The sequence below is a fragment of the Pseudooceanicola nanhaiensis DSM 18065 genome (assembly GCF_000688295.1).
Taxonomy (GTDB): domain Bacteria; phylum Pseudomonadota; class Alphaproteobacteria; order Rhodobacterales; family Rhodobacteraceae; genus Pseudooceanicola; species Pseudooceanicola nanhaiensis.
This window is the reverse complement of the sequence record NZ_JHZF01000011.1, coordinates 1,539,182-1,551,723: the sequence shown is the minus strand read 5'-3', so window position 1 is coordinate 1,551,723 and position 12,542 is coordinate 1,539,182. Positions and strand designations below refer to the sequence as shown.

Annotated in this window: 10 protein-coding genes and 1 tRNA gene; 9 read left to right on the top strand and 2 right to left on the bottom strand. The window is 67.8% G+C overall.

All coding sequences use genetic code 11. The annotated features are described in order from the left end of the window. Positions 1-153 precede the first annotated feature (153 nt). The 7 genes from Q344_RS0108585 to Q344_RS0108555 all read left to right on the top strand — a co-directional run bounded on the left by Q344_RS0108585 (position 154) and on the right by Q344_RS0108555 (position 7,747). Positions 154-240: transfer RNA gene (locus Q344_RS0108585), tRNA-Leu, on the top strand. Positions 241-843: 603 nt separating this feature from the next. Next, entirely contained in the window at positions 844-2,403 is a 1,560-nt protein-coding gene (locus Q344_RS0108580) for an ABC transporter substrate-binding protein (RefSeq protein WP_084178337.1), read from the top strand. Positions 2,404-2,703: 300 nt separating this feature from the next. Continuing rightward, positions 2,704-3,657 (top strand): ABC transporter permease, encoded by a 954-nt coding sequence (locus Q344_RS0108575; RefSeq protein ID WP_028286328.1) that lies wholly within the window; start codon positions 2,704-2,706, stop codon positions 3,655-3,657. After that, entirely contained in the window at positions 3,650-4,570 is a 921-nt protein-coding gene (locus Q344_RS0108570) for an ABC transporter permease (protein ID WP_084178370.1), read from the top strand. The genes Q344_RS0108575 and Q344_RS0108570 overlap by 8 nt, the downstream gene beginning before the upstream one ends. Before the next feature lie 13 nt (positions 4,571-4,583). After that, positions 4,584-5,570 (top strand): ABC transporter ATP-binding protein, encoded by a 987-nt coding sequence (locus Q344_RS0108565; RefSeq protein WP_028286326.1) that lies wholly within the window; start codon positions 4,584-4,586, stop codon positions 5,568-5,570. Beyond that, entirely contained in the window at positions 5,567-6,547 is a 981-nt protein-coding gene (locus tag Q344_RS0108560) for an ABC transporter ATP-binding protein (protein WP_028286325.1), read from the top strand. Before Q344_RS0108565 ends, Q344_RS0108560 begins: the two co-directional genes overlap by 4 nt. A 306-nt stretch (positions 6,548-6,853) precedes the next feature. Then, positions 6,854-7,747: an acyl-CoA thioesterase gene (locus Q344_RS0108555; protein WP_051630411.1), complete on the top strand. Its 894-nt coding sequence runs from the start codon at positions 6,854-6,856 to the stop codon at positions 7,745-7,747. Positions 7,748-7,795: 48 nt separating this feature from the next. Here Q344_RS0108555 and Q344_RS0108550 read toward each other — a convergent pair whose 3' ends face one another. Next, positions 7,796-8,692, bottom strand: coding sequence for an alpha/beta fold hydrolase (locus tag Q344_RS0108550; RefSeq protein WP_028286323.1), 897 nt, complete (start codon positions 8,690-8,692; stop codon positions 7,796-7,798). A gap of 152 nt (positions 8,693-8,844) precedes the next feature. Between Q344_RS0108550 and Q344_RS23500 the strand changes: the two genes are divergently transcribed. Further along, entirely contained in the window at positions 8,845-10,365 is a 1,521-nt protein-coding gene (locus Q344_RS23500) for a flavin-containing monooxygenase (protein ID WP_051630409.1), read from the top strand. A 4-nt stretch (positions 10,366-10,369) separates the two neighbouring features. Here Q344_RS23500 and Q344_RS0108540 read toward each other — a convergent pair whose 3' ends face one another. Continuing rightward, positions 10,370-11,605 (bottom strand): TetR/AcrR family transcriptional regulator, encoded by a 1,236-nt coding sequence (locus Q344_RS0108540; RefSeq protein ID WP_028286322.1) that lies wholly within the window; start codon positions 11,603-11,605, stop codon positions 10,370-10,372. A gap of 66 nt (positions 11,606-11,671) precedes the next feature. Between Q344_RS0108540 and Q344_RS23495 the strand changes: the two genes are divergently transcribed. Next, a complete protein-coding gene (locus tag Q344_RS23495) occupies positions 11,672-12,532 on the top strand; it encodes an SDR family NAD(P)-dependent oxidoreductase (protein WP_051630407.1) in 861 nt (286 codons plus the stop codon). Positions 12,533-12,542: the final 10 nt, after the last annotated feature.

Below are 12,542 nucleotides of genomic sequence, written 5' to 3'. Positions count from 1 at the left end.
CGGGGTTAGGGCGGTTTTCATCGCCTCAGGAGGCCGGTCCCCCGGGGCCGGCTTCCGTCGTTCACGGGTGCCGTGGCGAAAATCGAAAATCTTCATTCTGCCCTCTTCACATCCCTGTTCGGGGCAGCTATACGCCCCTTCACCAAGTCACGTGCGGTCGTGGCGGAATTGGTAGACGCGCAGCGTTGAGGTCGCTGTGGGGTAACTCCCGTGGAAGTTCGAGTCTTCTCGACCGCACCATTCACTCCCCCCGAGACGGGGCGTGATCCCTTCCTGAAATCGCGATGAATCGGCGTCCGGCCATCCGGTCCGAGAGCTGATCGAGCCTGTCCGGGCCCGTCGGGCAACGGGCCTTTGCTGCAGCACGCCTTGTGCGAAGGCCGCATTTGCCCTTCCGGGTAAGGTGGGGCCGGCGGCCGATCTCCCCGTCAGAACGCTGTCCCCAGCAACATGCCGTCGCGGCCTGCATGACGCTGAACGCAAACTCGGCGGGATTCGTAGGTCCGGTATGGTCGCAGGTTAATCCGTGATGGTGTCACGCTTGCTGCGACGCGGCATGCTGGCGGCGTTCCGCAGGGCGGAACAGGCCTCGCGAGAAGCATGCCGCGAGTGACCGGGAGAGGGCAAAAGCCCACGAAACAAGCCACATTGGCCAACCGCGCCCCATTCCGCCATCCGGAATCGCCACGGATGTGAATTGCAGGGCCGGTCACGCGAAGTTGCGCCCGGCCAGAGACCCGTCGTTCAAAACTTCGAATAATGGGTATTCACAAGCACCCGGTTTCAGTTAACACTTGAACAGCCCGAACGAGGAGCGGGCAAGAAAAAACGGGAGGAAAACACATGCGGACATTCCGTATGCCACAGGGCCGTTTCGCGGCGACGCTCGCCGGCGCGACGCTCGGTGCCATCGCGGTTGCCGGTGCAGCTGCTCATGCTCAGGAAGTGAAGAAGGGCGGCACGCTCAACGTTGCCATCGAGACCGACGTGCGGGGCTTCGACACCGTGGACGGCGGCGTTCTCGGCCAGACCGGCGAGATCGTCATGCGCACCATGGTCGAGCCGCTGCTCGGCTGGAACACCCAGACCAACGAGCCCGAGCCGATGCTGGCGACCGAATGGTCGTCGAGCGACGATCAGACGGTCTGGACCTTCAAGCTGCGCGAAGGGGTCAAGTTCCACGACGGCACAGATTTCGATGCCGAGGACGTGGCGGCCCATTACAACCGGATCCTCGATCCCGAGAACAAGTCGTCCTCGCGGTCCTTCATCTCGTCCATCGACAAGGTGGTCGCGGTCGATCCGCTGACGGTGGAGTTCCACCTGGCCCATCCGTGGATGGCGCTGCTGCCCTACCTCGCGACCACCTCGATGAGCGGGCCGATCCCGCCGAGCGAGCATGTCGCGTCCGGCGAGATGAACCGCAACCCGGTCGGCACCGGCCCGTTCAAGTTCGTCGACTGGTCCTCGGGCGACCGGATCGTCGTCGAGAAATGGGATGGCTACCGCGACGCGGACGAGATCAACCTCGACAAGATCAATTTCCGCATCCTGCCGGACACCCAGACCCGCTATGCCTCGCTCAAGTCGGGCGAAGTGGACCTGATCTGGACCGACCGCGGCCCCACGATCATCGAGGCGCAGAACGATCCCGACCTCGTCACCCTGACGACCGAGGGCGCGGGCGCGGCGGTCAACCTGATGAACGGCAAGAAGGAGCCGCTGTCGAACCCGACGCTGCGCAAGGCGCTGGCCCATGCCTGGAACCAGGACGCGCTGGTGAAGATATCCTGGCAGAACACCCGGCCCGCGGTGACGCACCCGCTGGGGCAGGTGAAGGATTGCGGCGAGGCGAACTACCGCGCCTTCGACGTGGCCAAGGCCAAGGAATACGTCGCGCAATATCTGGAAGAGACGGGCCAGTCCGAAGTGCCCGAGATCGTCATGATCCACACCACGACCCCGCGCGGGCGTGAACTGGGCGAGATCTTCCAGCAGACGGCGAAGGCGGCGGGCATCACGCTCACGCTCGAACCTGTGGACCAGTCGACGCTGGTGGCGCGGACCTTCAAGGGCGATTTCGACGTGACCGGCTGGCGGATCGCCGACGGCGCCGACATGGGCCCGCAGCTCTACGCCTATACGAAGATCGGATCGTCCTACAACCTGACCGGCTTCAACAACGAAGAGCTCGACAAGCTGGCCGACGAGATGCGCGTCGCGACCACGGTGGAGGACCGCCTGAACAAGCAGTGCGAGATGGTCTCCATGATCAACGACGACGGCAGCATCCTGTGGCGGGGCGGCGGGCGCTACTACGTGTTCACCAATCCCAAGGTGAAGAACGTCCCGCCGCCCTATCGCGGGGCCGTTGACGTCACCCGCGCCTGGATCGACGAGTGATCTGACACGCCTTCCGGCGGGGTTTACGCACCCCGCCGGAGGGACCGGAACCCGCCGCGTCGTGCCCTGGGAACGGGCGGGGCGGGGCGGTCTCCGGCGGGGGCGGCCTCTCGGCGAAAAGGCGCGTACCCGTATGTGGCGGATGGTGTCTTCTTCTATGCAGCACAACCTCCGCGTTTCTAACCTCGACCGTGACAGGCCCCGCATCCGGAGGAGGACCGGACCGGACGCCGAGCACGGGATCGAGGGCTGAGGGCCTCCGGCCCGGCAAAGACACAAGCACCGCCAAGGGGAGAAGCGATGCACTACCTGTTCCGACGGTTCCAGCGATTGTTCATCGTGATGATCGTGGTCACATTCGTCACCTTCCTGCTCGTGAACATCCTGCCGGGCGACGTCGCCTACGAGATGGCCGGCATGGACAGTTCCGAAGCCGAGGTCGAGGCGATCCGCGAGGAGATGGGGCTCAACCGTCCCGTGCTCATCCGCTATGCCGAATGGGTCGGCGGCATCTTCACCGGCGATTGGGGCCGGTCCTTCATCAACAAGGAGGACGTCTGGCACGCCATCATGCAGCGCTTCCCGGTGTCGTTCGAGCTGATGATCCTGGCGCAGGCGATCGCGCTTGCCATGGCGATCCCGGCGGGCATGCTCTCGGCCTATCGACCGAACGGGCGGGGGGACCGGATCATCGGGGCCATCGCCTTTGCCTCCGTCTCGATGCCCTCGTTCATGACGGCGATCCTGCTGATCTACTTCTTCTCCCTCCATCTCGGCTGGCTGCCGGCCACCGGCTACGAGCCGCTGTCCGAGGGGCTCTGGGCGAATCTCAAGCCGATGATCCTGCCCGCGCTCAGCCTCGCGCTGGTGGAATGGACCATCCTGATGCGGACGCTCCGGGTCGAGATGATCTCGGTCCTGCAGGAGAACTACATCGCGCTGGCCCGGGCCAAGGGGATGTCGAACCGGCGCATCCTGTGGGTCCACGCGCTCAGGCCCTCGAGCTTCTCGATGATCACGCTCCTCGGCCTGCAGGTCGCGCGCCTGCTGGGCGGGACGATCATCATCGAGCAGATCTTCGGCATCCCCGGGGTGGGGCGGCTCCTGATCCATGCCGTCTACACCCGCGACTTCATCGTCATCCAGGGCTGCGTGACCTTCTTCGCGCTGGCCTTCGTGACGGCCAACTTCCTCGTGGACATCGCCTATGCATGGCTCGATCCGCGGGTTCGGACGCGAGGCGCCCATGGCTGACATCTCTCACTCCAACGCCGCTTCCGCAGGTGCCGCCAATGCCGGGACCGAGGTGCAGGACAAGCACGCCGCGGCCATCGCGCTGCACAAGCGGCGCACCAGGTTCGGGCTTTTGTTCTGGATCCCGCTCGGCTGGCTGATCATCGTGGCCGTGGCCGCCATCGGCGCGCCCTTCTGGGGCCTTCCCGCCCCGGACGAGATCGACTGGGCCTACCTCCAGTCGCCGCCGAGCGAGGCGCACTGGCTGGGCACCGACGTGCTGGGCCGCGACCTCCTGAGCCGCATCATCTGGGGCGCGCGCGTCTCGCTCACCGTCGGTTTCGCGGCCCCCGCGATCGGGGTCGGCGCCGGCCTGATCCTCGGCATGGCCGCGGGCTATTACCGGGGCTGGGTCGACGAGGTGGTGGGCATCGCCATCGACTCCTGGCTGGCCATTCCGGGTCTCGTCGTCCTGCTGCTCTTCGCGGTGATCTTCGGCGGCTCGCTCTTCATGGTCTGCTTCTCGCTCGGGCTGCTGTTCATCCCGACCGCGGCGCGGATCACCCGGGCGGCGACGCTGAACTACGCGGGGCGCGAATTCGTGCTGGCGGCCCGCGCGCTCGGGGCCTCGGACTTCCGGATCCTGTCGAAGGAGGTCTTCCCGAACATCATCTGGCCGCTCATCGCCTTCATCCTGATCGACATCCCGATCGCCATCGTGATCGAGGGCTCGCTCTCCTTCCTCGGCCTTTCGGTCAAGGCCCCGACACCGTCCTGGGGCGGGATCATCGCCGAGGGCCGCGAGCACCTGAGCACGGCGCCCTGGATCTCGCTCTACCCGACGCTGGTGATGTTCGTGACCGTGCTGAGCTTCAACCTTGTGGGCGACGCGATCCGCCGCCGTCTCGCGGATGTCCGCGAAGGCGCGATCTGAGGAGGAGGACCCGATGGGCGAGACAATTCTCGAAGTGACCAACCAGCGCACCGCCTTCGCGACGGGGCGGGGCCTCCTGCAGGCGGTCGACGGCGTGAGCTTCACGCTGGAACGCGGCAAGATCCTCGGCGTGGTGGGCGAATCCGGTTCCGGCAAGTCGGTGCTCTCGCGCTCGATCATGCGCCTTCTGCCCGGGACCGCGGTGACCGGGCCGGGCAGCCGCGTGGTGCTGAACGGCCAGGACCTGATGCAGATGTCCGAAGGCGAGCTGCGCCGGCTGCGCGGGCCGCAGATGGCGATCGTCTTCCAGGACCCGATGACCGCGCTCAACCCGGTGCTGACCATCGGCAAGCAGATCTCCGAGGTGCTGACCTTCCACCTGAAGATGGGCAAGCGCGATGCCCGCAGGAAGGCGGTGGAGCTGCTCAGGGCCGTGGGCCTGCCGCAGCCGGACGTGCGCGTCGACCAGTATCCGCACCAGCTCTCGGGCGGGATGCGCCAGCGGGTGGCCATCGCCATCGCCATCGCCTGCGAGCCGGACCTGCTGATCGCGGACGAGCCCACCACAGCGCTCGACGTGACCGTGCAGGCCGAGATCCTCGACCTGCTGCAACGCATGGTGCGCGAGCGGAACATGGCGATGGTCCTGATCACCCACGACATGGGCGTGGTCGCGGGCCGCTGCGACGAGGTCGCGGTGATGTATGCCGGCCGCATCGTCGAGAAGGCCCCGGTGACCGAGCTCTTCCGCAACACCGCGATGCCCTACACGGCCGCGCTCTTCGCCTCGATCCCGCGGGTCACCGATCCGCCGCACCGCAAGCTCGATGCCATCGAGGGCCGGCCCCCCGATCTCATCAACCCGCCGCCGGGCTGCCCCTTCGCGCCCCGCTGCCGCTTCGCCGAAGAGGCCTGCCGCCGCACCGTGCCCGAGCTCGAGGGCACCGCGACGCACCAATGGGCCTGCATCAAACCGCTGAACAGGGAGGTGGCCGCATGAACGCCCCGACCGGCAAGATCGACGCCTTCCTGAGCATCGAGAACCTGACGGTGGAATATCCCCTGAGCCGCAAGGCCAAGGTCCACGCGGTCACCGATTTCACGGCGCATGTGAGACGGGGCGAGACTTTGGGCCTGGTGGGAGAATCGGGCTGCGGGAAGTCCTCGGCCGCACGGGCGGTGATGCAGCTGCCGCGGCCCACCCGGGGCTCCGTGCGGCTCGACGGCAAGGAGCTGACGGGGCTGAAGGGGCGCGAGCTGCAGGCCGCGCGCCGCCGGTTCCAGATGATCTTCCAGGACCCGATCGCCTCGCTCAACCCGCGTCAGACCATCCGCGACATCGTCGCGGCCCCGCTCGAGATCGCGGGGATCGGCACCAGGGCGGAGCATGCCGCCCGCGTGGCCGAGATGCTCGACCTCGTCGGCATCAACCCCGATCAGGCGATGGAGCGCCGCCCGCATGAATTCTCGGGCGGGCAGTGCCAGCGGATCTCGATCGCGCGCGCGCTGATCCTGAAGCCGGAGCTTCTGGTCTGCGACGAGGCGGTCTCGGCCCTCGACGTCTCGGTCCAGGCGCAGGTGCTGAACCTGCTCGAGCGGCTCAAGGGCGAGTTCGGGCTGACCATGCTCTTCATCAGCCACGACCTCGCGGTGGTGAAGCACGTGTCGGACCGGGTGGCCGTGATGTATCTCGGCAAGCTCTGCGAACTGGCCCCGGCCGAGACGATCTACCGGCATCCGGTGCATCCCTACACCCGCACGCTTCTGGCCGCGGTGCCGGAACCGGACCCGGAGGCGCTGCGCGACCGGGTGGAGCTGATCCCGGGCGAATTGCCGTCGCCGGTGAACCCGCCCTCGGGCTGCCCCTTCCGCACCCGCTGTCCCTATGCGACCGAGCGTTGCGCGGCGGAGGTGCCGGAGATCCGCGAGATCGCCCCGGGCCACACGATCGCCTGCCACCACCCGCTTCTGAACTAGGGCAGGTCCCCCCTTCCTCTTGCCATAAATATCCCCGCCGGAGGCAACGGCGCTGCCGGGCTCGATGCCCGGCAGCGGCGTCCCCCGCGCGACGCCGGAGGCGGCGCAACCCGGCGGAGTTTGCGCCGTCCGATGGACGTCGCCCGGGGGTCGCGGAGAAAGGGCATCGAGCCCTTTCTCCGCGATGCCTCCGGCGGGGATATTTATGGCAAGAGGAAGCAGGGGCGGGGTTTGCCGTCACAAAGACCTTGCAACCATGGCCGCAATGACGGACCAACCGGTCACTATCTGACCGGAGACGCCACAATGACCGAAGCCACCCCGGACCGCGCGCCAGAGGGCGAAGACGAGCTGACCCCCATCCTCGACGTGGAGCCGATCGAGGAGGATTACTTCCGCGGCATCGCCACGCCCGACGGCAAGGGTCGCAGCTTCGGCGGACAGGTGATCGCGCAGGCCCTGTCGGCCGCCACCCGCACGGTCGAGGCCGACCGCCCGGCCCATTCGCTGCATGCCTATTTCATGCGTCCCGGCGATGCGACGAAGCCCGTGCTCTACCGGGTCGAGCGCGATCGCGACGGCGGCAGCTTCAACACCCGCCGGATCGTCGCGGTGCAGAACGGCAAGCCGATCCTGAACATGGCCTGCTCCTTCCACGTGGAGGAGGCGGGACTCGAATTCCAGGACGAGATGCCGGACGTGCCGGGCCCCGAGGGCCTGATGAACGAGACCGAGCTGGCCCAGAAGTACCGCGACAACCTGCACCCCATGCACCACAAGTTCCTCACCAAGCGGCGCCCCATCGAGGTGCGGCCCTGCGAGGACCGGCCGCCCTTCGTCGAGACCGGCCCGGTCGTCCGGCAGGCGGCCTGGATGCGGACGCAGAACGCGTTGCCCGACGATCCGCACCTGCACCGTGCGGCGCTGGCCTATACCTCGGACCTCGGGCTGATCGGGGCGGCGCTGAACCGGGCGGGCATGGGCTTCGGACGGCCCGACATGATGGTGGCGAGCCTCGATCACACGCTCTGGCTGCACGGCGCATTCCGGATGGACGAATGGCTGCTCTACGAGATGAACGCGCCCTGGGCGGGCGGGGCGCGCGGCTTCACGCGCGGGCGGATCTTCACGCGGGACGGACGGCTGGTGGCCGACGTGGCGCAGGAAGGGCTGATCCGGCAGATCACGCCGAAGGCGTGATCCGTCGGGACTGAGTGCGGCGGCCCGAGGGGGCCGCCGCCGCGCGGTTCAGGCCGCAGCGCGCCGGGTCGCGGTCTCGATCCCGTCGGCGAGGCGTTCGTAGAGCTCGGGCGGGATGTTGTGCCCCATCCCGTCGATCTCGATCAGTTCGGCCCCGGGGATGTTGGCGGCCGTGTCCCGCCCGCCCTCGATCGGCACCAGCGGATCCTGGATGCCGTGGATCACCGTGGCGGGCATCGTCAGCTTCTGCAGATGCGGCCGCCGGTCGTAGGTGGCGAGGATCGCGGCATATTGCCGGGCGAAGCCCGTGGGATGGAAGGAGCGGTCGAGGTCGATCTCGATGCCCTTCCGGATCAGCGCCTCGTCCTGCGGCCATGCCGGGCTGCCGATGACGCGCGCGGTGTTCACCATCGCGGCCATGTAGGCCTCGCGGTCCTCGTTCGGATCGGGGCGCGGGGCGGTCAGTGCGGCCATCGCCTCCTTCGTGCCGCCGGGGATCTCGGGATTGCCGGTGTTCGACATGATGGAGATGAGCGAGAGCACCTTCTCCGGGTGCTCGATGGCAACGAGCTGGGCGATCATGCCGCCCATCGAGAAGCCGCAGACATGGGCATTGTCGATGCCGAGATGATCGAGCAGCGCGGCGCAGTCGGCGGCCATGTCGGAAAGCTGATAGGGCAGGTCGGCCTGGCGCCCCTCCTTCTTCGCGCGGGTCGCTGCCTGAAAGTCCGGTATGCCGGCTTCGGTGAACTTCTGGCTCAGCCCGATGTCGCGGTTGTCCATCTTCACCACGCGGTAGCCCCGGGCCGTGAGGATGTCGACGAAGGCCTGCGGGTAGCGCGTGCTCTGGGTGCCGACGCCGGTGATCAGCAGCAGCGCCTGGCCCTCCTTCGCGCCGTGGTCTTCGTAATATATGGTGATCCCGTTGACCTGAGCTTCGGCCATGGCCCGTCCTCCCTGTTGCGGCGCGTCGATCCTATCCCGGTTGCCGGGCGATGCAAGCGCGGTTCACGTACCGGGCAGAGGCGGTTTTCCGTTTCATTTCCGGTCCCGCCGGTGTATCCCGGTTTCAGTTTTCGAATTATGGGTATGCTGAGATGCCGCAAGCGGATTACGACGTCCTGATCATCGGTGCCGGGCTTTCGGGGATCGGGGTGGCCCGATATCTGAAGACGGAATGCCCCGGCAAGCGCTTCGCGATCCTGGAGGGGCGTGCGCGCATGGGCGGCACCTGGGACCTTTTCCGCTATCCGGGGATCCGGTCGGACAGCGACATGCACACGATGGGATATGCCTTCAAGCCGTGGAAACATGCCAAGGCGATCTCGGAGGGGCACCTGATCCGCGGCTATATCGAGGAGACCGCGCGGGAGAACGGGCTCGATCCGCTGATCCGCTACGACCACCAGGTGCGCCGTGCCGAATACGACAGCGCCGCGGCCCTCTGGCGCCTGACCTGCGCGACCCCGGAGGGCGAGGTGGCGCTCACGACGCGGTTCCTGTTCCTCGCCTCGGGCTATTACAAGTACGACGAGGGCTACCTGCCGGAGATCGCAGGCATGGAGGATTTCGCGGGGCAGATGATCCATCCCCAGTTCTGGCCCGAAGACTACGACCCCGCCGGGCGGCGGATCGCGGTCATCGGATCGGGGGCCACCGCGGTCACCCTGACGCCCACGCTGGCCGAGACGGCGGCGCAGGTCATCCAGGTGCAGCGCTCGCCCACCTATGTGGTCAACCGACCCTCGAAGGACCGGATCGGCAACGTGCTGAAGCGGATGATCCCCGGGCGCGCGGGATATTCCCTGGCGCGCTGGCGGATCATCCTTGCAGGCCAGATGCGGCGCAAGCGGATGGCGAAGGACATCCGCGCGACCAAGCGGATGATGGTCGGCGCGATCGGCAAGGAGCTGGAGGGCAAGGTCCCCGAGTGGGAAAAGCATTTCACCCCCGGCTACTGGCCCGGCCAGCAGCGGATCTGCGTGGTGCCGGACGGCGATTTCTTCGAGGCGCTCAAGGGCGGCCGCGCCGAGATGGTGACGGGCGAGATCGAGCGCATCCTGCCCGAGGGGATCCGGATGAAGGACGGCCGCCTGCTGGAGGTCGACACGATCGTCACGGCGACGGGGCTGGTGCTGGATTACTTCGGCGGCATAGAGGTCAGCGTGGACGGCCAGCGGGTGGAGCCCGGCAAGCAGCTGATCTTCAAGGGCTTCATGTATTCGAACGTGCCGAACCTGCTCTATTTCCGGGGCTACACCAACGCGTCCTGGACGCTGAAGGTGGACCTTGTCGCGGAATACGCCTGCCGCCTGCTGCGCTACATGGACCGCAAGGGCTTCGTGCAGGTGACGCCGAAGGCCACGTCGGAGGATTTCGCCCAGATCAACACCTCGATCAGCTTCACCTCGGGCTATTTCCTGCGGGTGATGCACCGGCTGCCGAAACATGGCCAGAGCTTCCCGTGGATCCACAAGCAGGATTACATGTGGGACCGAAAGACCCTGCGCCGCGGCGACGTGGCGGACGGGACGCTGAGCTTCTCGGCCGAAGGCGAGGCCGTGCCGTTTCCGCCCGAACAGCAGGCCGGCACCGCCGCAGAGATCGCCGCGGAATGAGGGATCAGCGCGGGGCGAAAAGTCCGTGGGCGATCGGATGGGCGTAGAGCGCGACCGCCTCGGAGCGGCTCGGCTGCTCGGCGGCCCAGAGCCGCATGTCATGGGCCGAGTTGATCAGCCCGGTCACCCACTGGCTCGCGATCAGCGGGTCGAGCGGGCGGATCGAGCCCTCCTCGATCCCGTCCGAGATCATCCCGGCGAAGCGCGTCGCCATCCGGTCCGACCGCGCCAGCACGATGCGGCGCAGATCGGTCGGCAGCGCCTGCAGCGCGGTGATCCGGACCAGCGGGAAGCTCGCGTCGAACTGGATGTCGAGCAGGTCGCCCAGCACCGCCGCGAGCCGGTCGCGATGCGTGCCCGGCAGGTTGATGGCACGGCGCTGCGCCTGGCTGAACCGGCCATAGCTGCGCTGGAAGCATTCGAGGACGAGATCGTCCTTGCCCTGCAGGTGATGGTAGAAACTGCCCTTCGAGACGTTCAGCTCACCCGCGATCCGCTCGACCGAGGCGCCGCGGTAGCCGCGTTCGTTGATCAGCCGGGTGGCGACGCGCAGATAGGTCTCGGGCGTGATCTCGGCGTCCTCGGGCACCGGGTCCCGCGGCGGCGCCGCGACCTTCCAACCCGTCCCTTCGGGCAGGATGCCGTGGTCGAACAGCTGCATCAGCTTGCGCCCGATCCGCTCGTAATCCCCGACGGAATACTTGGCGAGCCAGGCGCGCGACCAGAACAGGCTGTCCAGCAGGATATGGGCCCGGGCCCGGTTCAGCGGGTCCGCGGCATCGCCGAAAAGCCGGGCCGCCCCGCGGGCGATGCGGTGGACATAGGCCTCGGTCAGCCGGGCGCGCTGCGGGTCCTCCATCGCGCGCATGTCCGACAGGATCGTCATCGGCCGCGCCTGGCCGAGCCGCGCGGTCCCGGCCTGCACGAGGTAGGCCTTGAGGAACTGCCGCACCCGCGCCTCGGGCGTCGGCTGCGCCTGCGCTTCGTCCAGCAGGCTCGCCAGCATGTCGATTGTCCGCTCGATGGCGGCGGCGGCCAGCAGCTCCTTGCGCTTGAAGTAATAGGTGACCGAGGTGGTGTTGAGCCCCACGGCCTCGGCCACCGCCACGAAGGTGAGCCCCTTCAGCCCGCGTTCGTTGATCAGCGTGGCCGCGGCGTCGAGGATCAGGTCGCGCTTCTGCCGGAAGCGCGGCGACTGGTCCGATGCGGGGGGCTGGCCGAGCGGCGCGAGAGTATCCATCGTCACTGAATACCAAGCCGCGTCGCGGCTGTCACCGGCGCAGTGCCGGACCACAGGGAGGACAAGATGACAGGCATCACGATAGATTTGGGCGGCACCGGCGCCATCGTCACGGGCGCGGCCTCGGGGATCGGACGGGCGACCGCGCAGCTCCTGGCCGAGGCCGGGGCGCAGGTGCTCTGCTGCGACATGGCCGAGGGCGTCGCGCAGGTGGCCGAGGCGATCCGCGCGGCGGGCGGCCAGGCGCGGCACATGGTGATGGATGCGGGCCGCGAAGCCGACGTGATCGCGGCCGTGGAGGAGGCCGAGACGACCTTCGGCTCGCTCGGCATCTTCCATGCCAACGCCGGGATCACCGGCGGCGCGCTCAACCAGCCGCTCTTCGACGCGACGCCCGAGATCTGGGCCGAGGTGCTGCGCGTGAACCTGATCGGCCCGTTCCTTGCGGTGAAGCACGCGGCGCCCGTGATGCGCCGGCAGGGCGGCGGCTCCATCGTGCTGACGGCCTCGGTCGCGGGCATGCGCGCCAATGCGGGCCCGCCGCATTACTCGGCCTCGAAGGCGGGGGTGATCAACCTCGCGCAGACGGCCTCCTACCAGCTCACCGGGACGGGCGTGCGGGTCAACGCGATCTGCCCCGGCCTGATCGAGACCGAGATGACGCGCCCGCTCTACGATTACGCCCGGGCGACCAACTCGGCGCCGCGGCTCGGCCAGATGACGCCCCTCCAGCGCGGCGGCGAACCCGAGGAGATCGCGGCCGCCGTCCTCTGGCTCTGCTCGCCGCTCGCCTCCTACGTGGACGGGCAGGCGGTGCCGGTCTGCGGCGGGCTCTCGGCGAGCCACCCGTTCGGGCAGCGGGTCGACCGCGAGACGATGATGAAGACCATCGCCGAGATGAAGGCGAAGGAGGCGGCCGGCGGCTGAGCCCCGCGAC